Here is a 20,199-nt window from a genome sequence, read left to right on the forward strand (position 1 = left end):
ATGTGGGCCCGGCCTTGGTTGGGCGCCCCCCCGACCCACCCCTCACCCACCCACCCGCCAACCCCTTCCGAACCGGGGCGCCCAGCCCGCCGCCCGCGCCCCAGCTCTCACCACATTCACAGCTTGACCAGCTTGACCAGTTGCTCCGCCGGGAGTGCTCACGGGTTCGGCCGTTGACACCCCCGTGGGGCAGACTGCCCGTCATGACAGCGGCTGATCATGACGTCCTGACCTCCTGGAACCGCATCGGCACGTGGCTCACCGCTCACACCCGACGAGGCCCGTCGAGGCCGGCGCCGGATACCGCCCGCCTCGACGCGTTCGAGGCAGACCTCGGTCTACCCCTGCCGGCCGACCTGTGGGCCTGGTGGCTGCTGCCCGACGTCACCATGAGCTACTGGATTCCGGACGCGTTCGCGCCGGTCTCGCTGGACGAGGCCTTGGAGACCCACGGCATCTGGCTGCTGGTCGCAGAACAGGAAGGCGACTCCTTCGACGAGAACGGTCAGCCCGAGAGCCGCTACCTGAGGGAGTTCATGCCGATCGCGTTGAGTCCCGGCGGCGACGGACTCATCGTCGACCTACGCCCTGGTGACACCCACGGCGCGGTACTCCTCTGGGACCACGAAACCTGGATCCTGGACGTTCCCCGGTGGACCTCGGTGACGGCGATGCTCCAGGACATCACCCACTCATTGGCAACCGGGACGCCGGTGCTGCTGAGCCACACAGCCCTCGGCGGCTCCCAGGAGCCCAGCGTCGCCACACTCGACGACGCACGCGATCTCACCTGGCTACCCACCACTCCAGACCGCTGATACCAGCTGCGATGCCTGGGATACGTTGAACGCCGGGCGGTAGCAGTGGTGTTCGCAGGAGAGAGGGGTGACATGCCGACAGTCAGCGTTCCGGGGCCTGAACCGGACTGGGAGCAAGCTCCTTCGTACCAGGGCGGGAACCGCAATCCGGCGTTCCAGCCGAGCATGTGGTGGTACGCAGCCGGCTCCTTTCGAGTGGTGGCGGGGCTGCAGCCGCCGTTGGAGGCGCTCGCGGCGCGGTTGCGGTTGACCGTCGAACGAAGCTGGGAAGACCTCGGCTGCGTGGACGCCGCCATGTTCCGCATCGGGAAGACGCACTTCGCTCTGAGTGAGCTCGAAGGAGCGCCCGTCCCGTACACGTTCGTCTGGGTGAGCCGCTCGGTGGAGGATGAGGACGTGGATGCGGCGCTCGATGCCCTGCTCCACGCCCTCGGCATCGGCCGCGAGGCGCTGGCGTTCCGCGGCACGGTGGAGACCGGCTTCGAGTACTGCAACGGCTGGTCCGGATAGCGGCCCACCCGCCGCCGCCCCGGTGAGTGTTGTCGGCCGGGCTAGCTCAGGCCGCAGGGCGGGGGCAAGCCGGGGTCACCCTGGAGGTGTACCCGTGCGGCTGGTTGGACCGCATCGGGTGGTGGCCGGTGACCGTGTACCGGGGTGTTCGTTGGTTGCAGCGGCGGTGGCCGTACCGGGCCACCGCCGACCGCCACACCGCACCACCGATCCGAAGAGGTCCCCTCATGTCCGATCCCCGGTCCGAGGCTTCCGCCGCCCCGCAGTACCCCGCCGCCGACGGAGCGGCGGCGCCGGCCGCCCCGAAGAGCCTGTTGGAGCAGATGCAGGAGTTGCTCGCCTCGGTGACCGCGGATCTCGCCGACCTTCAGGCCACCGGCATCCGCACCACCTCCTCCTCCGGCGAGGACGGCGGACCGGCCGCCGCCGCCCGCTGACCCGGCGGGTCCAGCCGCAGGACCAGTAACGGCTGCCCCTGCCCCGCCGCCGGTACGGGGAGCCGGCCGTCGTCCACGTCGAACGGCTCCCCGTCCTCCGCGGCCCATTCCTCCGGCCGCTCACCCGCCATCCGCCGCACGGCGTCGGACAGTTGACCGACCAGGTCGGTGCACTCCGCCCCGGCGTCGACGCCGTCGATGCACGCCCAGTAGAGGCTCTCGCTGTCGGCCCCGCAGGCCAGCACCACCAGCGTCTCGCCGACGTCCCGCAGCAGTCCGCCCAGCTCGCCCAACATCGGGCCGAGCTCGCCGAGTTCGGTGAGCCGGCGCGCCCGGCCGCCGGCCCCGAAGGCCGATCCCGCCGAACCGTCGCCCGCCGGCTGGTCCAGGCAGCCGGCCGCATGGACCGCCGCCTCGGCCAACAACTGCCCGAGCCCGGCGAGTTCACCCTCGCCCGCCTCCGCGATCCGGGCGCCCACCACTTCGGTGAGCAGCGCGGCCTGCCGGGCCTCGGCCAGCACGTCCGGGACGTTCCTGGTCTCCGCCAGGGCGTGCCGAGCGGTCTTGATCAGTCGCAGCGCCTCCATGTGCGGCCACCCCTTCCGTCGCCCGCGCGGCGCCCTGCCACGCGGTCACGGTGAGAGGTTGCGCCGACTCACGGAAGGCCGCACGAGGAGATTCGGAAGCTGTGGACAACCCGGGGGCTGTGGACGAATTCCTTCCCCCACACGACTTAGGAGCCGCTCACCGGGTTGACGTCACCGCCCGTCGCCGGGGGTTCAGGAGCCGTCGCGCCGGGGCGCGGGAAGCGCAGCTCGTTCCGTTCGATCTTCGCCTCCAGCGCGGTCAGCGGGTCGACGCCGACCGCCGTGCAGAACTGGAGCAGGTAGGCGAGCACGTCCGCCACCTCGTCCCGGACCCGGTGCGCGCGGTCCGGGTCGGCCATCACCGTCGAGGCCTGTTCCGGCGTCAGCCACTGGAAGATCTCCAGCAGCTCGCCGGCCTCCACGGTCAGCGCCGAGGCGAGGTTCTTGGGCGTGTGGAAGGGCTCCCAGCGGCGCGCCGCGGCGAACTCCGTCAGCCGCTGCCGCAGCCCCTCCAGGGTCGGCCCGGCGGACGGTGCCATCTCTCGTTCGTTCACCCGTCCAGGTCTACCGCATCGGCGTCCACCACATCGGCGCCGACCACAGCGGTGTCGACCGCATCGGCGTCGACCTCCGGCCCCGGGTCCGCCGGCGCGGCGGGCCCGGCGGCGCCCCGCACCGCCTGGGCGGGCACCCGCGCGGTCTCGGTGCGCAGCACCGTGTGCCCGGAGCCCGGGTCGCGCCGGCACTCCACGAGCGCGACCCCGGGCGGCAGTTCGCCCGGCCCGCCGAACGCGTCCCGGGCGGCGGCCGGTTCCTGGAGCGCGGCGAGCACCCGCAGCTGGTTGCGTCCGGACATGTCGTGGGCGAGCCGCAGCAGCGAGGCGGTCTGGTCGGTGCCGAGCCCGGCGCCGAGGTCCTCGGCGAGCACGGTGAGCTGGCGGTGCGCCCAGGGCACCTCGTCGGCGACGTCGAGGTCGAGCACCCCCGCCCCGGTGAGCAGGACGGCGGCGAAGGCGAGGTGGCGGAGCATGCCGTCGGAGGCCTGGTCGGCGCCGGTGCGGCCGAGGACGCCCTCGTCGAAGACGGCGAGGACGCGCTGGTCGGCGCCGGTGCCGCGGTGGGCGAGGTCGAGGCCGAGCAGCGGGTGCGGGGCGGCGGCCTGGACGACGCGCAGCAGTTGCCCGTAGCGGCGGCCGCACTCGTTGCTGAGCCGGGCGATGACGGCGGAGATGTTGGCGGCGGTGCTGAGCAGGCGGGCCTGCGGGTGGGGGCGGGCCCAGCCGCGCATGAGGGCGGGCACGGGGTGGACGGGGAAGACCTCGCGCAGGGCGGTGAGGAGTTGTTCGGCGGCGGCGAGGACCTTGCGTTCGCCGGGTGAGGAGCCGGCGACGCGCAGCGGGATTTGGGCGGTGATCAGGGTGCCGCTGGGGAAGGGGGCGCGGATGTCGCCCTGCCGGGTGTCGTTGTGCCAGGTGACGTTGACGCGCTGTTTGCGCAGGTCCTGTTCGCCGGTCTCGACGAGGGTGCGGCCGTCGAGGGTGAGCTGTTCGCGGGCGATGCGGACGGGTCCGTCGGTGCGGACGACGACCTCGAGTTCGATGGGGCCGTCGGCGGAGCGGACGGTGCAGCCGAGGATGAACGCGTTGCGGCCGTGCGGGACGCAGCCGGCGAGGCCGCCGCGGACCCGGGTGGCGAGGGGGCCGGTGGCGCCGGGCAGGCCGTCGAGGGACTCGCCGATCCCCTCGCCGAGGGCGAGTCGGGAGAGGACGGCGAGGCCGTCGAGCGCGTTGGACTTGCCGACGCCGGCGGGGCCGTGCAGCACGGTGAGGGGCGCGAGCGGGAGGGTCGCGCGCCGGTAGGACTTGAACGAGGTGAGCCGGACCTCGTCGACGATCGGGCGCCGGACGGCCGGTGGGCCGGGTTGCGGGCTGCGCTGCTGAGGGTGGGCCGGCACGGCGGGCCGGGTGGCGTCGCGGTTCACCCGTCGGACGTTAGCCGCCGGTCGGGCGGCAGAAACGTGCCTGCCCGGCAGATTCATCCCATCGGGGTGGGGGCGGTCCCGACGCGGGACGGTCCCGACGCGGGACGGTCCCGAGGCGGGACGGGCTCAGCGCCGGTAGGCGGCGACCGTGACGGAGGCGGTGACCTCGACCGGGTCGGGCAGCTCGCCGAGCCGCTGCGCGAGCCGCTCCGGATCGGTGTGCCAGGCGCTCGGCCCCATGCCGACCACGGTCCGAACGTCCTCAGCGGACAGCCGCAGCGTGAACTCGACCTCCTGCCGCCCGGCCGGTGTCAGGTGGGGGCCGAGCTTCTCGTCGATCCGCCGCTGCTTCTCCTCGTCGACCGAGAGCAGCCCCAGGGCGGCGACGAGTTCGCGCAGGTGGCGGGGGGTGGGCGAGACCAGCAGCAGGGTGCCGCCGGGGCGCAGCACGCGCCGGATCTCGGGCCCGTTGCGGGGCGCGAAGACGTTGAGGACCAGCCCGGCGGAGGCGTCGAGCAGGGGCAGCGGCCGCCAGGCGTCGCAGACCACGGCGCCGATCCGGGGGTGGGCCTTCGCGGCGCGGCGCAGCGCGTACTTGGAGATGTCGAGGGCGGCGCCGGGGCGGCCGGGCAGGGCGTCGAGGACGTGGGCGAGGTAGTGCCCGGTGCCGGCGCCGAGGTCGGCGACCAAGCCGTCGGGCTCGGGGTCGGCGGCCGCGGCGGCCGCGGCGAGGGCGTCGGCGATCGGCCGGTAGTGGCCGGCGGCGAGGAAGTCGCTGCGGGCGGCGACCATGTCGGCGGTGTCGCCGGTGCCGGTGTGGGCGTCGCCGGCGAGCAGACTGACGTAGCCCTGTTTGGCGATGTCGTGGCTGTGTCCGGCGGGGCAGCGCAGGGTGCGGCCGTCGGGGGTGAGCGGCTGCGCGCAGTGCGGGCAGGCCAGGTAGGGCTCGATGTCCTGCAGCAAGGGTCCGTCTTCTCTCGCGGTCCGGTCGCGTGGGGTCCCGGCCGGAGGAGCCAGCCTAACGAGCGGCGGCGCCCGGTCCCGCATCCACCGCGGTCCGGGTGCCGCCCCGGCGTCCGCCTACGCGTCCGAGGCTGACGAGTCCGACGAGTCCGACGAGTCCGACGAGGCGGTCGGCGCGGACCCGGCCACCCGCTGCCCGGGAACGGTGACGGGGGCTGAGGGGGAAACGCCCGTCCGCCCCGCCCGCAGGGCGAGCTCGGCCAGCGCCTCCGGCGCACCGGCCTGCCCCCGGATGCCCGGGAAGGCGTTGACGTCGACGACGACCGGTTCGGCGGGCCCGTCCAGCAGGTCGACGCCGTAGACGTCGAGGCCGAACACCTCGCCCACCCGCAGGGCCAGCCGGGCGCGGTCAGCGGGCAGCTCGTCCGGCCCGAACGGGCCCGCGCCGTCAGCAGGTCCGGCGGGGTCGGCGAGCTCGGAGCGCCGGCGGGCGCAGAACACCTGTCCGGCGACGACCCAGAGCTTCTGGTCCCAGCCGGTGCTCGGCAGGTAGGGCTGGGCGATGACGGGCTCGCCCGGCCAGGCCTCGGCGAGGGCGCGCAGCCGGGCGGTGTCGTCGACCCGGGCGACGAGGTCGTGGCGGCGGCTGTGCCGGCTCTTGACGACGATCGGGAGTCGCAGTTCGCCGGCCTCGACCAGGTCGAGCAGCGCGGCCGGGTCGGCGGCGGTGCGGGTGGGGGCGAACGGCAGTCCGGCCCGCCGGGCGAGCTCGGCCATGGCGGTGCGGTCCTGGCAGAGTTCGGTGGCGGCGGCCGGGTTGACGACGGGCGCGCCGCGTTCCTCCAGGTGGCGGGCGAAGGCGAGGGCGGCCGGGGTGTGGGCCTTGAGCAGGTAGACGTCGGCGAGCGGTCCGGCGGGCGCGCCGGGGCCGGCCGCCGTGGGGTCGAGGGCCTCGACCAGGTGGCCGCGCGCGGTCAGGACGGCGGCGGTGGCGGCGAGTACGGGGTGGTCCGGGTCGGCGGTGAGCAGGCAGATCCTCATATCGCGCCGCCGACGCCGGCCACGCCCGCCGTCGCGGCGGCGGCCGCGCCGCCCTGCGCGGGCAGCCGGACCGGCTCCGGGTCGAGCCCGACCCCGCCGACGCCGACGCCCACCCCGTTGCCGACGCCGACGCCCACCCCGCTGAGGCCGACCACGCCGAGTCCGGCGGCGTCCAGCCCCGAGGCGTCCAGCGCCACCGCGGGCGCGGTGACGGCCGTGCCGGTGCGGGCCAGCCGCAGGACGGCCCGGGCGACCCGGGCGACGGCGTCCGGCACCTGCCGGAAGCTCGGGAAGTCGTTGATGTCGACGACGACCGGCCCGTCCGGACCGAGCAGCACGTCGACGCCGTACAGGTCGAGTCCGAACACCTCGCCGACCTGCGCGGCGACCCGGGCGACCTCGGCGGGCAGCGGCACCTGCCGTTCCCGCACCGCCTGGTCGGGGTTGAGCGGCGAGCAGCGCTCGGTGGCGTACAGCTCGCCGTCGACGCAGTACACCTTGAGGTCGGTGCCGGAGTTGGGCACGTACGGCTGGGCGATGAGCAGGCCCTCGCCGGCCAGCAGCGGGCCGAGTTCGGCGAGGTGCGCGGGGTCGCGGACGAGCCGCACGGCCCGTCCGGAGCTGCCGTCGGCGGGCTTGACGACGAGCGGGTACTCGGCCGCGGGGATCTCGGCGAGCCGTTCCCAGCGGGCGGCCGCGTAGGTGACGGGGACGGGCAGTCCCCGGGTGCGGGCGATCACCGAGGCGAGTGCCTTGTCGCGGACGCCGCGGATGGAGCGGGCGTCGTTGACGGTGGTGAGGCCGACGGCGGCGGCGGCTTCCAGGAGGGTGAGGCCGGGGCCGCCGGAGACGGTCTTGAGCACCCAGGCGTCGTGGCTGCCGGCCCGGACCGCCTCGGAGATCGCCATCAGCGAGTCGCCGGGGCGCAGCACGTCCACCCGGTGTCCCCACGCGGTGAGTTGGCGTACGACGTCGAGCGGCATGCCGTCGTGCCGGTAGTGCTCCTCCACCAGAAAGCAGAGCCTCATGAGCCAGTCATCCCCCTCGCTTCGCCCAGCGCGGACGTCCGCCGTTCACGTCCGGCAGAGCTGTAAAGGCCCCAGGATGTCACGCGGTCCGCACACAAGATCGCCCGGCCTGTAAGCGTTCGGCAACAATCGCGCCGAAATGCCCGGGCCGGGACCAGGCGGGGACCAGGCCCGGTTCACCCCCGGGTCGGACCGGGACACCCGCAAATTCCTGGCAGGAACGCGACGACCCTGCTTGGATGCACCGCGTGACCTCTGACGATCTTGCACCCGCCGCGCCCCACACCGAGCCCGCTCCCCTCCTCGCCGAGCCCGAGCCCGCCCTCCTCGACGACATCGAGCGCTACTACGACGCGGTCCCGCGCACCGCCGCCCGCGCCGAGGACTTCGGCCCGCTCACCCTGTTCGCCCGCGAGGGCGAGGGCTGGCCGTACTACGCCCGGCCGACCCTGGGCTACCGGGGTCCGGCCGTGACGGCCGAGGACGTCCGCCGGGTGGTGGCCCGTCAGCGGGAGCTGGGCCTGCCGGAGGCCTTCGAGTGGGTGGGCGAGCACGACCCGCTGCTGCGCGCGGCCGTCGAGGAGGCGGGGCTGGCGGTGCACGAGCACCCGCTGCTGGTGCTGGGCCCGCAGGACGAGCCGGCCGCCGCGTCGGACGGGCCGGCCGGGGTGTCGGTCCGGGTGCTGGCCGCCGACGACCCGGCGCTGGCGCAGGCGCTGGCCGTCCCGCACCTGGCGTTCGGCGAGCCGGGCACCGGGGTGGGCGCCGCCGGGGCGGCGGAGCTGGCCGTGGCGGCCGTGGCGGTGGCCGCCGACGGCACGGCGGCGCGGGTCGCGGGGCGGATCACGGCCGGGAACACGGTGCTCGCCGCGGCCTTCGAGGACGGCGCGGCGCTCTGCGCGGGGCAGCACAACCCGGTCGGCCCGGTCACCGAGGTGGCCGGTGTCGGCACCCTGCCGTCGGCGCGGCGGCGCGGGCTGGGCCTGGCGGTGACGGCGGCGCTGGTCGCGAACGCCCGGGCGAACGGCGTGCGGACGGTGTTCCTGTCGGCCGCGGACGAGGACGTGGCCCGGATCTACCGCCGGGCGGGCTTCCGCCCGTTCGCGACCGCGCTGATCGCCGAACCGGCGACCCCCACCGGCCCGGGCGACCCGGCCTGAGCCGCAGCCGCCCGAACCACACCGGCCCGGGCCGCGCGATCCCTCAGTCCGAGTCCTCGTCGTCCTCGCCGCTGACCTCCTCGTCCTCGGCCTCGTCCACCACCCACGCGGCCAGCCGGTCCGCCACCCCGGACACGCTCAGCCGCCCCTCGCGGATGGCCCGGGCGAGGCTGCGCACCTCGCGGGCGGTGGTCGCCACCGTGCAGCCGCTGGCCACCAGGTAGGCGTAGGCGACGGCGGTGGCGAACAGTTCGTTGGTCTTCTCCAGGGCCGGCACCCGGATCAGCTGGTGCATCAGGGCGGCGGCGCGGTCCTGCGGTTCGGGGTAGACGGCGATGTCGAAGATCTCGGCCTGGTGCCGCGCGACGGCGGCGAGCAGCGATCCGTAGTCGGTGACCTGGGGGTCACCGGGCGTGTACTGCTCGGCGGTCATGAGCAGCCACGAGAGGTCGACCTCCAGTTTCAACGGCGCACGTCCTGGAGGTCGGCCCCGCCCCGCTGCTCGCCGAACTCGGCCAGGAAGGCCGTCTCGTACTCCTTCATGAACTGCGCGGCCGCGTCGACGAAGACCCGCCCGGCCTCGCCCATGTCCTGCTGGACCAGGCGCTCGATGTACTGGTTCATGCTGATCCCCTGCTGCTCCGCCCGTTCCCGGGCCATCTCCGCGGTGGTGGCGTCCACCCGGACGTTCAGCTGCTTCTTACCCATGAATCTCAAGCTAGCGCTGAAGTGCTAGCACAACAAGGGCGCGCGCGACGCCGCCGCGCGCCACTCGGAGGAGACTTGAAGAGTTCTTCACCTTCGGAGACTCTGAAGTGCCCTGAGCATTCCCTGGAGCGGCACCGACCGGTGTGGAGGCCGGCAATGACAGCCATGTTCGACCAGGAGCTGCGCGAGCAGCTCGCCCAGGCCCGCGAGGAACTCGCGGCCGCCCGGGCCGAGGGGGACGCCGACGGCGTCCAGGCGTACGAGGGCCGGATCGCCGGGCTGATCCGGCTGGCGGCCCAGCACGGCATCACCCTGCCGCACGCCGTCGAGGAAGAGGAACAGAACCTGCGCTGAGCGGCCCGACCCGCCCGGCCCCCGGCACGACACGGAGGCGGTACCCGGACGACCCGGGTACCGCCTCCGTCGTCGTGCCCGCCGTCCGGCGGCACCAGTGATCGCTACCGCGCCTCGACCGGCTCCAGGATCGCCACGCACTCGAAGTGGTGCGTCATCGGGAACAGGTCGAAGGCCCGCAGCGAGACCGGCCGGTAGCCGCCCTCGCGGAAGAACGCCAGGTCGCGGGCGAGCGCCGCCGGGTCGCAGGCCACGTACGCGATCTTCCGCGCGCCGAGCCCCACCAGGTGCGCGACGGTCTCCCGGCCGGCCCCCGCGCGCGGCGGGTCCAGGACGATCAGGTCGGTGGCGGTGATGCCGGTGCGCGGCAGCAGCGTCTCCACCCGGTCGCACTCGATCCGGACGTTGTCCAGCACGGCCAGGTTGTGCCGGGCGTCGGCGACCGCCTGCTTGGAGGACTCGATGCCGAGCACCGCGCCGTCCTCGCCGACCCCGTCGGCCAGCGCGCCCGCGAACAGGCCCACGCCGCAGTACAGGTCGAGCGCGTTCTCGCCCCACTGCGGGTCCAGGCCGTCCAGCACCGCGTCGACCAGGGTGTCCGGCGCCTCCGGGTGGATCTGCCAGAAGCCGCCGTCGCTGATCCGCCAGGTCCGGCCGGCCGCGCGCTCGCGCACGAAGCTGCGGCCGTGCACCTTGTGGCTGTTGCCCTGCTCGTCGATCCGGGTGATGGACACCGGCTGGTCCAGCTCGACCAGCGGCAGCTGGGCGCCCGGCGCCGGGGTGAGCACCACCTGGCGGTCGGAGGAGCCGGTGGCGGCGATCACCTCGACCGAGACGACGCCCGGCCAGTCGCGGGCCTCCACGCCGAGCCCGGTGACGCCCTCGGCCGCGATCAGGCAGCGGTCGATCGGCTGGATCTCGTGCGAGCGGTGCTTGCGCAGCCCGACCTTGCCGGTCTCCTGGTCGACGGCGTACTGGACCCGGGTGCGCCAGGCGGGCACCTGCCCGGCCGGCAGCTTGCCGCCGACCGGCTCGACGCTGCCGTCCCAGCCGGCCTCGGCCGGGGTCAGGCCGGCCAGCTTGGCCAGCTGCTCGGTGAGCACCTGCACCTTGAGCTTGCGCTGCCCGCCCGGCGTCACGTGCTGCCAGTCGCAGCCGCCGCACTTGCCGGGGCCGGAGAACGGGCACGGCGGGGCGATCCGGTCCTTGGCGGGCTCCAGGATCTCCACCGCGTCGGCCCGCAGGAAGCGCGACTTGGTGGTCCCCTCGGTGACCTGGGCGATCACCTTCTCGCCCGGCAGCGCGTGCCGGACGAACAGCACCCGGCCCTCGTGCCGGGCCACGCAGTGCCCGCCGCCGTGCGCGACCGGGCCGACCTCGACCTCGTAGCGCTCGCCGACCAGCGGGTCGCCGCCGGGCCCCTTGGGCGCGGCCTCGGCCCGGGGCGCGCGGGTGGTGGTGCGCAGCGCGCGCGGCGGACGCACCGCCTGCTTGCGCGGGCGTGCGCCGCCGTCCTTGGGCCGCTCGCCCCGCTGGGCACGCTCCCCCTTCGCCTCCGAGCGCTCGGAGCGCTCCGGGCGAGCGGCACGCTCCGGACGGCCGGCACGCTCCGGACGCGGAGCACGCTCGCCGCCCTCCGGACGCTCCGAGGAACGCTCCGGACGCTCCGGGGCGCGCTCCTCCGGCGCGAGCGGCGCCGTCTGCGCGGTGAAGCCTTCGCGGTCGGTGGCGGCCGGCCGGGACGGCTTGCCCCAGCGCGGCCGGGCGACCTGCCCGGGCTTGCCGGCGCCGCCCTTGCGGGCGCCCTTGCCGGAGGCGCCGGACTTCCCGGACTTGCCGGAGGAGCCGTTGGAACGGGGCGGGGTGTTGCGCGTCACTGGGAGGAGTCCTTCTTGCTGCTGTCAGCGGTGCCGGCGGACTTCACCGGAACCTCCGACTTTACGGCCTTCGGCGCCCGGGGCTCACCACGGCGGACGGCGCCCGGCGCCGACCAGGCCTTCTGCGGCTTGCGCCGTTCGGAGGACTCCAGCTGCCACGGCACCGAGGTGACCATCACGCCCGGTTTGAACAGCAGCCGGCCCTTGAGCCGCAGCGCGCTCTGGTTGTGCAGCAGGTGCTCGTACCAGTGGCCGACCACGTACTCGGGGATGTACACCGACACCACCTCGCGCGGGCTGTTGCGGCGCAGGTTCTTCACGTAGTCCAGCACCGGCCCGGTGATCTCGCGGAACGGCGAGTCCAGCACCTTGAGCGGCACCTCGATGCCCCGCTCGTCCCACTCCTCGCGCAGCGCCGCGGTGTCCGCCGGGTCGACGTTGACGGTCACCGCCTCCAGCGTGTGCGCCCGCGCGAGCCGCGCGTACGCCAGCGCGCGCAGCGCCGGCTTGTGCAGCTTGGAGACCAGCACGATGGCGTGCACCCGGGTGGGCAGCACCACGTCGTCCGGCTCCTCGGCCGCGACCAGCTCCTCCGACACCCGGTCGTAGTGCCGGCGGATCGCCTTCATCATCACGAACAGCACGACCATCGCCGCGATCGCGATCCAGGCGTGGCTGATCTTGGTGGCGAGCACGACGATCAGCACCGCCGTGGTCATCACCAGGCCGAAGGTGTTGATCGCCCGGCTGCGCTGCATGTGGCGGCGCTTGGCCGGGTCGGTCTCGGTCCGCAGGTTCCTGGTCCAGTGCCGGATCATGCCGGACTGGCTCATGTTGAACGACACGAAGACGCCGACGATGTACAGCTGGATCAGCCGGGTCGGGTCCGCGTCGAAGGCGATGATGAACAGGATCGCGGCCAGCGCCAGCAGGATGATGCCGTTGGAGAAGGCCAGCCGGTCGCCGCGGGTGTGCAGCTGGCGCGGCAGGTAGCGGTCCTGGGCCAGGATCGAGCCGAGCACCGGGAAGCCGTTGAACGCGGTGTTGGCGGCCAGCACCAGGATCAGCCCGGTGACGGCGGCGACGAAGTAGAAGCCCGGCGTGAAGTTCGAGAACACGGCCTCGCTGATCTGCGCCAGCGCGGTCTTCTGGTGGTAGTCGCCGGGCACGCCGACCAGCTGGTGCGCGGGCTCCTCGGCCATCTGGACGCCGGTCAGGCGGGCCAGCCAGATGATGCCCATGAACATCACGACGGCGATGCTCGCCATCATCAGCAGGGTGGTCGCCGCGTTCTTGCTCTTCGGCTTGCGGAACGCCGGCACGCCGTTGGAGATCGCCTCCACGCCGGTCAGCGCCGCACAGCCCGAGGAGAACGCCTTGAGCAGCAGGAACACCATCGCGAAGCCGGCCAGCGACTCGTTCCCGGGGGTCGCCTCCAGGTGGAAGCCGGCGCTCTCGGCGGGCATGTCCTGCCCCAGCCCGAAGTGCCGGACCACGCCGTACACCACCATGCCGAGCACGCCGATCATGAACGCGTAGGTCGGGACGGCGAAGGCCGAACCGGACTCCCGGACGCCGCGCAGGTTCATCCCCATCAGCAGGATGACCACGACCACGGACAGGGTCAGTTCGTGGCCGCGCAGCGCCGGCACCGCGGAGACCACGTTGGCCACGCCCGAGGTGGTGGAGACCGCCACGGTGAGGATGTAGTCGACCATCAGCGCGCTCGCCACCACCAGGCCCGAATTGGGGCCGTGGTTCACGGTGGCGACCTCGTAGTCGCCGCCGCCGCTCGGGTAGGCGTGCACGTTCTGCCGGTACGAGGCCACCACCGCGAGCATGACGATGGCGACGACGACGCCGATCTGCCACGAGAAGTGGATGGCCGAGGCACCCGCCAGGGAAAGGGTCAGCAGGATCTCCTCGGGCGCGTACGCGACCGAGGAGAGCGCGTCCGAGGCGAAGACGGGCAGCGCGATGCGCTTGGGGAGAAGCGTCTCCCCCAGCTTGTCGCTGCGCAACGCACGCCCGATGAGGATGCGTTTCGGTAGGTCAGTCGGCATAGGCACGTTAAGGAATCGTAGGGGTATTCCTCCATTCGGTCCGCCTGACATCCCCCCCTTCGTCGCGACTGCGTTCGGTGGACCGGCTAGCGTGTCGGATACGAGCGGGCGGGCAACACCCAGGTTGTCGTACGACGCCCCACGAGGAAGCCCACCCCCGAGAGCGGGGCGGGGAAACGGAGAGCAGCGGTGTTTGCGCAGGTCAGGGCCCTAATGCGACGGGTGAGGTAGCGCCGGTGCACATCGTCATCATGGGCTGCGGCCGGGTGGGTTCCGCACTCGCCCGCGCGCTGGAGAAACAGGGCCACTCGGTGGCCGTGGTCGACCAGGACCCGACCTCGTTCCGCCGCCTGGGCGCCGGGTTCAACGGGCGCCGGGTGACCGGCGTCGGCTTCGACCAGGACACCCTGCGCGAGGCGGGCATCGAGGAGGCGGGCGCCTTCGCCGCCGTCTCCAGCGGCGACAACTCCAACATCATCGCCGCCCGGGTCGCCCGGGAGAACTTCGGCGTGGAGAACGTCGCGGCCCGGATCTACGACCCCCGGCGCGCCGAGGTCTACCAGCGGCTGGGCATCCCGACCGTCGCCACCGTCCGCTGGACGGCCGACCAGATGCTGCGCCGGCTGCTGCCGAGCGGCGCCGAGCCGCTCTGGCAGGACCCGAGCGGCGCCGTCCAGCTCGCCGAGGTCGCCTACGCCCCGGGCTGGGTCGGCCAGCGGCTGAGCGACCTGGAGGCGGTCTCCGGGGCCCGGGTGGCGTTCGTCACCCGGCTCGGCGAGGGCGTGCTGCCCACGCCGACGATGGTGGTGCAGGAAGGCGACCTGGTGCACGTGATGCTGCGCCGGGCCGACCTGACGGCGGTCGAGGCCGCGTTCGCGCAGAGCCCGGAGAAGGAGGGTCACTGATGCGAGTCGCCATTGCCGGAGCCGGTGCCGTCGGCCGCTCGATCGCGGGCGAGCTGCTGGAGAACGGCCACGAGGTCCTGCTGATCGACAAGAACCCGAACTCCATCTCGGTGGAGCGGGTCCCCATGGCGGAGTGGCTGCTGGCCGACGCCTGCGAGATCACCTCACTGGACGAGGCCGCCCTGCAGCGCTGCCACGTGGTGATCGCCGCGACCGGTGACGACAAGGTCAACCTGGTCGTCTCGCTGCTCGCGAAGACCGAGTACGGGGTGCCGCGGGTGGTCGCCCGGGTCAACAACCCGAAGAACGAGTGGCTCTTCAACGAGTCCTGGGGCGTGGACGTCGCCGTCTCCACCCCGCGCCTGATGTCCGCCCTGGTCGAGGAGGCGGTGAGCGTCGGCGACCTGGTCCGGCTGATGCGCTTCAGCCAGGGCAACGCCAACCTGGTCGAGCTGACCCTGGCCGCCGACACCGAACTGGTCGGCACCCGGGTCGGCGACGTGGCCTGGCCGCAGGACACCGCGCTGGTGACGATCATCCGCGAGGGCCGGGTGCTGGTGCCTGGCAAGGACGACACCCTGGAGGGCGGCGACGAGCTGCTGTTCGTCGCGGCCCAGGAGCGCGAGGAGGAGCTGGAGGACCTGCTCTCCAGCTCGGCCGGCGCCCAGTAGCGCGAACGACGGAGGGCCCGTACCCGGTGATCCGGGTGCGGGCCCTCCGCCGTGCCGTGCCTGCCGTGCCGTGAGGCGCCGTGCCGTGCCGGTCGGCGCTACCGGTCGGCCGGGTGGTCGTGCGTGTGGCCGTGCGGGTGACCATGCGGATGGTCGTGCGGGTGACCATGCGGATGGTCGTGCCCCTGCTCCCGGGCGGGCTCGTCCTCGTCCAGCTGCGCCTTGATCGGCGGCGGCGCCTTCAGCAGGATCTGCCAGGTCACGTACATCGCCAGCAGCAGCGGCGGGATGCCCAGCGCCACCTTGAGCCAGCCCAGCAGGTTCACGTTGTGGGTGAAGTACAGCGGGAAGAGGATCAGCGGCTTGATGCCCATGATCACCACCCAGGCCCAGGTGGCCTTGGTGTAGGCGGCCAGCCGGCCCGGGTTCTCCTTGCGCCAGGTGAACATCTCGCCGGTGACCGGGCCCAGCATCAGGCCGATCAGCGGCCAGCGGACCAGCGCCGAGACGGCCAGGCCCACGCAGTAGCCGACGTTCCAGAGCAGGCCCGGCAGGTAGAAGTTCTCCGCCTTGCCGGTCTTCATCGAGATCCAGGCGCCGATGGCGACCCCGAACACCCCGCTGAAGGCGTGCTGGACGGTCTCCCGCTTCAGCAGCCGCGCCACCACGAACAGCGCGCTCAGGCCCAGGGCCGCCCAGGCGGCGGCCGGCACCTTGTGGGTGATGTTGTAGGTGACGATGAAGACCAGGCCGGGCAGGGTCATGTCGATCATGCCCCGGACCCCGCCGAAGGCCTTCAGCACCGTGTCGGCGGCCTCCCGGGAGGCCGCCTGACGGGCCGCCTCGTCGTCGCCCCCGGGGTCGATCTTCACCAGGCCGAGCTGGGCGGCGGGCTCGCCGCCGGGCTGGTTGCTCACGCTCATTCGCTCCCGTGTCCGACCGGACGCAGCTCGTAGCGGGGGTTGAACAGCACCCGGCGCCCTCGCGCGTGACTGATCCGCCCGCTGGCCACCAGCCGGCGGCCGGGCTCGATGCCCGCGATCGAGCGGCGGCCGAGCCACACCACGTCCAGCGCCTCGGTGCCGTCGAAGAGCTCCGCCTCCAGCGCCGGCACACCGGCCCGCGGGCGGAGCGTCACGGTGCGCAGGGTCCCGGCCACCGTGACCAGTTCCCGGTCCCCGCAGCTGGCGATCGGCGTGCAGCCCGACTCCGCGGCGCTCTGCTGGCGCAGCTCCTCCGCCTGGAGCTCCTCCGTGGAGGAGGTCAGCCGGCTGAGCATGCGGCGGAAGCGCCCCTGTGGCTGGCCGCTGCTGTTGTCACCACTCATGCCGGAAGGGTACCGGTTTCCGGGCCCCCGACGGCAGGCCGTACGAGCCACCGGGGGCCGCCGGAAGGCGCCCGCGGGGCCGCTCGGCGGCCCCGGCCGGGCCTCCCCGCGGCCCGGGCGGTCAGCTCTCGAAGCGGTAGCCCATGCCCGGCTCGGTGATGAAGTGGCGCGGGTGCGAGGGGTCCCGTTCGAGCTTGCGCCGCAGCTGGGCGAGGTAGACCCGCAGGTAGTTCGTCTCGGTGCGGTAGGCCGGGCCCCACACCTCCTGGAGCAGCTGGGTCTGGCTGACCAGCCGGCCGGCGTTGCGGACCAGCACCTCCAGCAGATGCCACTCGGTCGGGGTAAGGCGGACGTCCATGCCGTCCCGGTTCACCTTCTTCGCCGCCAGGTCGACGGTGAAGCTCTCGGTGGCCACCAGCGAGTCGTCCTCCCCGGCGACCGGCTCGGCCCGGCGCACGGCGGCGCGCATCCGGGCGAGCAGCTCGTCCATGCCGAAGGGCTTGGTGACGTAGTCGTCGGCGCCCGCGTCCAGGGCCTCGACCTTCTCGTCGGAGGCGTGCCGGGCGGAGAGCACGATGATCGGCACCCGGGTCCAGCCGCGCAGACCCTTGATCACCTCGACCCCGTCCATGTCGGGCAGGCCGAGGTCGAGGACGACGACGTCGGGATGGCGGGCGGCCGCGAGCTCCAACGCGCTCGCGCCGTCATGGGCCGCGTCGACCTCGTACTTGCGGGCCTTGAGGTTGATCACCAGCGCGCGGACGATCTGCGGTTCGTCGTCCACGACGAGGACCCGGGTCATGCGGGCTCCGCCTTTCGGGGCTGTCGGATCGGATCACATCGGAAATGCTCTTTCGAAGGCCGGGATCGATCATTCACCCGGCGGTCCCCCGTCCGGCGGGGCCGCGTCCGGCGAGCCGTCGTGCGGCAGGGGCTTGTCTGGCGGGCCCTCATCCGGCAGGAGCTCATCCGGCGGGCGTTCGACCGCGGGCAGGGTCACGACCATGGTCAGTCCGCCGCCCGGGGTGTCCTCGGCGCTGACGGTGCCGTCCATCGCCTCGACGAAGCCCCGCGCCACCGCGAGCCCGAGCCCCACTCCGGCCCCGCGCGGCGCGTCCCCGTACCGCTGGAACGGCGCGAAGATCCGCTCCTTGGCGTCCTCCGGCACCCCCGGCCCCCGGTCGACGATCCGCAGCTCCACCCGCCCCGGACCGCCCACCGGGTGCAGCGCGTCGGCCTTGACCAGCACCTTCACCCCGCTCGGGCTGTACTTGACGGCGTTCTCGATCAGATTGGCGAGCGAGCGCTCCAGCAGCCCGCCGTCGGCCCGGATCATCGGCAGGGTCTCCGGGACGTCCAGCCGGACCGCCTCCGGCCGCACCCCGCCGAGCGCGAACGGCACCACCTCGTCCAGGTCGGTCTCCTGGATCAGCGGGGTGACCGTACCGGTCTGCAGCCGGCTCATGTCGAGCAGGTTGTTGATCAGGTGGTCGAGCCGGTCCGCGCCGGCCTCGATCCCGGCCAGCAGCTCCGCCTCGTCCTCCTCGTCCCACTCGACGTCCGCCGAGCGGAGCGAACTGACCGAGGCCTTGATCCCCGCCAGCGGCGTGCGCAGATCGTGCGAGACCGCCGCCAGCAGCGCGGTCCGGATCCGGTTCCCCTCCGCCTCCCGACGGGCCGCCGCCGCCTCCCCGGCCAGCCGACGCCGCTCCAGCACGGCGGCCGCCTGCGCGGCGAACGCGCCCAGCAGCCGGCGGTCCTCGGCCGGCAGCACCCGGCCGCGCAGCACCAGCGCCAGCGTCTCGCCGACCGGCACGTCCACGTCGGCCGTCTCCGGCCGCTCCGGCGGACGCGGGCCCGCCACCGCCACCGGCTGCCACGGCCCCACCGGATCGGGCCGCTCCAGCAGCGCCGCCGACTCCTGCTGGAAGGTCTCCCGGACCTGCTCCAGCAACGCCGTCAGCACCCCGTCCCCGCTCGGGCCGTCCCCGCTCGGCGACCCGCGCAGCACCGTGCCGGCCAGCGCGCTGAGCGTCTGCGCCTCGGTCTGGCTGCGGGCTGCCTGGTGAGTGCGCCGCGCCGCCAGGTCCACCACCGAGGCCACGGCGATGCCGACCGTGGTGAATATCCCCACCGCCATGATGTTCTCCGGCTCGGAGATCGTGAAGGTGTGGATCGGCGGTGCGAAGTAGTAGTTCAGTGCCGTCGAGCCGACCAGCGCCGAGGCGATCGCCGGGAACAGCCCGCCCACCAGCGCCGCGCACACCGTCAGCGACAGGAACAGCAGCATGTCCGTGGAGAGGCCGAGCCCCCGGACGTTGGTCAGCATCAGCGCCAGCAGCGGCGGCCCCGCCAGACCGATCAGCCAGCCCGCGATCGTCCGGGTCCGCCCCAGATCGGTCACCTTGCGGACCGGGACCCGCCCCCGACCCTTCGCCGCGTGCTCATGGGTGACGATGTGCACGTCGATGTCGGCCGCGGCCCGGGTCACCGTCGTCCCCACACCCGGGCCATAGAGGTACTGCCAGGCCGGACGGCGGCTGGTGCCGAGCACGACCTGGGTCGCGTTCACCCCCCGCGCGAAGTCCAGCAGCCCGGCCGCCGGATCGTCCCCCAGCACCGCGTGGTAGGAACCGCCCAGGCTCTCCACCAGTGCCCGCTGCTCGATCAGCGCCCGCGACGACCCCGAACCGGAGCCGGCCAGCCCGTCCGACCGCGAGATGTGGACGGCCAGCAGCTCACCGCCCGACCCGCGGGCCGCGATCCGCGCCGCCCGACGGATCAGCGTGGCACCCTCCGGACCGCCCGTCAGACCGACCACGATCCGCTCGCGCGCCTGCCAGGTGCCCTCGATGCCCTGCTCGGCCCGGTACTTCTGCAGGTACTCGTCGACCCGGTCCGCCGTCCACAGCAGCGCCAGCTCGCGCAGCGCGGTCAGGTTCCCCGGCCGGAAGTAGTTGGCGAGGGCGGCGTCGATCTTCTCCGGCGCGTACACGTTGCCGTGCGCCAGCCGCCGCCGCAGCGCCTGCGGCGACATGTCGACCAGCTCGATCTGATCCGCCCGGCGGACCACCTCGTCCGGCACGGTCTCCCGCTGCCGCACCCCCGTGATGCCCTCGACCACGTCGCCGAGCGACTCCAGGTGCTGGATGTTGACAGTCGACACGACGTCGATGCCGGCCGCGAGGAGCTCCTCGACGTCCTGCCAGCGCTTCTCGTGCCGGCACCCCGGCACATTGGTGTGGGCCAGCTCGTCCACCAGCACCACCTGCGGCCGGCGCGCCAGCACCGCCTCCAGGTCCAGCTCCGTGAACACCGCCCCGCGATGCGTCAGCTCCCGCCGGGGCACCACCTCAAGGCCCGCCACCAGCCCCGCCGTACGCCGCCGCCCGTGGTCCTCGACGAACGCCACCACGACGTCCGTCCCACGCTCCAGCCGCCGGTGCGCCTCCGCGAGCATGGCGTACGTCTTGCCGACCCCGGGGGCTGCCCCGAGGTAGATCCGTAGCCTTCCGCGTCCCATGAGCACCATTCTTGATCCGGCCGAACCCGGCGACCATACCGGACACCAGTTCCCTTCACCTTCGAGACTACGGCGCAGGCGGCGATTTACCAGCGATCTGGGCGCTGACCTGGGAGTTTTAGCGCGTTTTTGATGGAGGAGCGGTGGCCGGCGGGAAATGCAAAGAACCCCCATCCGGATCCCGGATGGGGGTTCTTTGTGAATGATTGTTCGGCGGCGTCCTACTCTCCCACAGGGTCCCCCCTG

General features: G+C 73.4%; 21 protein-coding genes. 7 read left to right on the top strand and 14 right to left on the bottom strand.

All coding sequences use genetic code 11. From position 1 onward, the window contains the following. Positions 1-203: 203 nt before the first annotated feature. The 3 genes from AB0N76_RS35030 (at position 204) to AB0N76_RS35040 (ending at position 1,765) form a co-directional block, all read left to right on the top strand. Complete coding sequence (locus AB0N76_RS35030; RefSeq protein WP_363564281.1) at positions 204-818, top strand: SMI1/KNR4 family protein; 615 nt, start codon at positions 204-206, stop codon at positions 816-818. A 72-nt stretch (positions 819-890) separates the two neighbouring features. Further along, a complete protein-coding gene (locus AB0N76_RS35035) occupies positions 891-1,328 on the top strand; it encodes a hypothetical protein (RefSeq protein ID WP_363564283.1) in 438 nt (145 codons plus the stop codon). A 227-nt stretch (positions 1,329-1,555) separates the two neighbouring features. Then, positions 1,556-1,765: a hypothetical protein gene (locus tag AB0N76_RS35040; protein ID WP_363564285.1), complete on the top strand. Its 210-nt coding sequence runs from the start codon at positions 1,556-1,558 to the stop codon at positions 1,763-1,765. On the opposite strand, the gene AB0N76_RS35045 is transcribed toward AB0N76_RS35040, so the two are convergent. From AB0N76_RS35045 to AB0N76_RS35070, 6 genes are all read right to left on the bottom strand, one after another. After that, on the bottom strand, positions 1,696-2,352 hold the full coding sequence (locus AB0N76_RS35045; protein ID WP_363564287.1) for a DUF6099 family protein: 657 nt from the start codon (positions 2,350-2,352) through the stop codon (positions 1,696-1,698). The genes AB0N76_RS35040 and AB0N76_RS35045 overlap by 70 nt on opposite strands. Positions 2,353-2,498: 146 nt before the next feature. Beyond that, the gene (locus tag AB0N76_RS35050; protein ID WP_363564316.1) at positions 2,499-2,891 is read right to left on the bottom strand and encodes a nucleotide pyrophosphohydrolase; all 393 of its coding nucleotides are present in this window, start codon (positions 2,889-2,891) and stop codon (positions 2,499-2,501) included. An 11-nt stretch (positions 2,892-2,902) separates the two neighbouring features. After that, positions 2,903-4,333, bottom strand: coding sequence for an ATP-binding protein (locus AB0N76_RS35055; RefSeq protein ID WP_363564289.1), 1,431 nt, complete (start codon positions 4,331-4,333; stop codon positions 2,903-2,905). 126 nt (positions 4,334-4,459) lie between these two features. Then, positions 4,460-5,296 (bottom strand): putative RNA methyltransferase, encoded by an 837-nt coding sequence (locus tag AB0N76_RS35060; protein ID WP_363564291.1) that lies wholly within the window; start codon positions 5,294-5,296, stop codon positions 4,460-4,462. Between the two features lie 117 nt (positions 5,297-5,413). After that, positions 5,414-6,337: an alpha-L-glutamate ligase gene (locus tag AB0N76_RS35065; protein ID WP_363564293.1), complete on the bottom strand. Its 924-nt coding sequence runs from the start codon at positions 6,335-6,337 to the stop codon at positions 5,414-5,416. Then, complete coding sequence (locus tag AB0N76_RS35070; protein WP_363564295.1) at positions 6,334-7,365, bottom strand: hypothetical protein; 1,032 nt, start codon at positions 7,363-7,365, stop codon at positions 6,334-6,336. Before AB0N76_RS35070 ends, AB0N76_RS35065 begins: the two co-directional genes overlap by 4 nt. 335 nt (positions 7,366-7,700) lie before the next feature. Between AB0N76_RS35070 and AB0N76_RS35075 the strand changes: the two genes are divergently transcribed. Further along, positions 7,701-8,525: a GNAT family N-acetyltransferase gene (locus AB0N76_RS35075; RefSeq protein WP_363564318.1), complete on the top strand. Its 825-nt coding sequence runs from the start codon at positions 7,701-7,703 to the stop codon at positions 8,523-8,525. Between the two features lie 43 nt (positions 8,526-8,568). Here AB0N76_RS35075 and AB0N76_RS35080 read toward each other — a convergent pair whose 3' ends face one another. Continuing rightward, a complete protein-coding gene (locus AB0N76_RS35080) occupies positions 8,569-8,991 on the bottom strand; it encodes a fic family toxin-antitoxin system, toxin component (RefSeq protein WP_363564297.1) in 423 nt (140 codons plus the stop codon). After that, complete coding sequence (locus AB0N76_RS35085) at positions 8,988-9,233, bottom strand: toxin-antitoxin system HicB family antitoxin (protein ID WP_344332776.1); 246 nt, start codon at positions 9,231-9,233, stop codon at positions 8,988-8,990. Before AB0N76_RS35085 ends, AB0N76_RS35080 begins: the two co-directional genes overlap by 4 nt. 156 nt (positions 9,234-9,389) lie before the next feature. Here AB0N76_RS35085 and AB0N76_RS35090 point away from each other — a divergent pair, with 156 nt between their 5' ends. After that, positions 9,390-9,587: a hypothetical protein gene (locus tag AB0N76_RS35090; protein ID WP_363564300.1), complete on the top strand. Its 198-nt coding sequence runs from the start codon at positions 9,390-9,392 to the stop codon at positions 9,585-9,587. A 104-nt stretch (positions 9,588-9,691) separates the two neighbouring features. On the opposite strand, the gene AB0N76_RS35095 is transcribed toward AB0N76_RS35090, so the two are convergent. Together AB0N76_RS35095 and AB0N76_RS35100 are read right to left on the bottom strand one after the other, a co-directional pair. Next, entirely contained in the window at positions 9,692-10,990 is a 1,299-nt protein-coding gene (locus tag AB0N76_RS35095; RefSeq protein WP_363564320.1) for a class I SAM-dependent RNA methyltransferase, read from the bottom strand. Positions 10,991-11,460: 470 nt separating this feature from the next. Then, entirely contained in the window at positions 11,461-13,533 is a 2,073-nt protein-coding gene (locus tag AB0N76_RS35100; protein WP_363564302.1) for an APC family permease, read from the bottom strand. Positions 13,534-13,763: 230 nt separating this feature from the next. Between AB0N76_RS35100 and AB0N76_RS35105 the strand changes: the two genes are divergently transcribed. Both AB0N76_RS35105 and AB0N76_RS35110 read left to right on the top strand, forming a co-directional pair. Next, positions 13,764-14,432 carry a TrkA family potassium uptake protein gene (locus tag AB0N76_RS35105; RefSeq protein ID WP_363564304.1) on the top strand — a complete coding sequence of 223 codons (669 nt, stop codon included), beginning with the start codon at positions 13,764-13,766 and terminating at the stop codon, positions 14,430-14,432. Next, positions 14,432-15,103, top strand: a complete 672-nt coding sequence (locus tag AB0N76_RS35110) for a TrkA family potassium uptake protein (protein WP_363564306.1) — start codon at positions 14,432-14,434, stop codon at positions 15,101-15,103. Before AB0N76_RS35105 ends, AB0N76_RS35110 begins: the two co-directional genes overlap by 1 nt. A 98-nt stretch (positions 15,104-15,201) precedes the next feature. Here the strand turns inward: AB0N76_RS35110 and AB0N76_RS35115 are convergent, their stop codons facing one another. From AB0N76_RS35115 to AB0N76_RS35130, 4 genes are all read right to left on the bottom strand, one after another. Next, positions 15,202-16,020 (bottom strand): DUF3159 domain-containing protein, encoded by an 819-nt coding sequence (locus AB0N76_RS35115; RefSeq protein WP_363564308.1) that lies wholly within the window; start codon positions 16,018-16,020, stop codon positions 15,202-15,204. 2 nt (positions 16,021-16,022) lie between these two features. Next, complete coding sequence (locus tag AB0N76_RS35120) at positions 16,023-16,430, bottom strand: OB-fold nucleic acid binding domain-containing protein (protein ID WP_363564310.1); 408 nt, start codon at positions 16,428-16,430, stop codon at positions 16,023-16,025. A 121-nt stretch (positions 16,431-16,551) separates the two neighbouring features. After that, the gene (locus AB0N76_RS35125; protein ID WP_363564312.1) at positions 16,552-17,232 is read right to left on the bottom strand and encodes a response regulator; all 681 of its coding nucleotides are present in this window, start codon (positions 17,230-17,232) and stop codon (positions 16,552-16,554) included. Between the two features lie 69 nt (positions 17,233-17,301). Then, complete coding sequence (locus AB0N76_RS35130) at positions 17,302-19,953, bottom strand: sensor histidine kinase KdpD (protein ID WP_363564314.1); 2,652 nt, start codon at positions 19,951-19,953, stop codon at positions 17,302-17,304. Positions 19,954-20,199: the final 246 nt, after the last annotated feature.

It is taken from the genome of Kitasatospora sp. NPDC093806 (genome assembly GCF_040683335.1).
Classification (GTDB): domain Bacteria; phylum Actinomycetota; class Actinomycetes; order Streptomycetales; family Streptomycetaceae; genus Kitasatospora.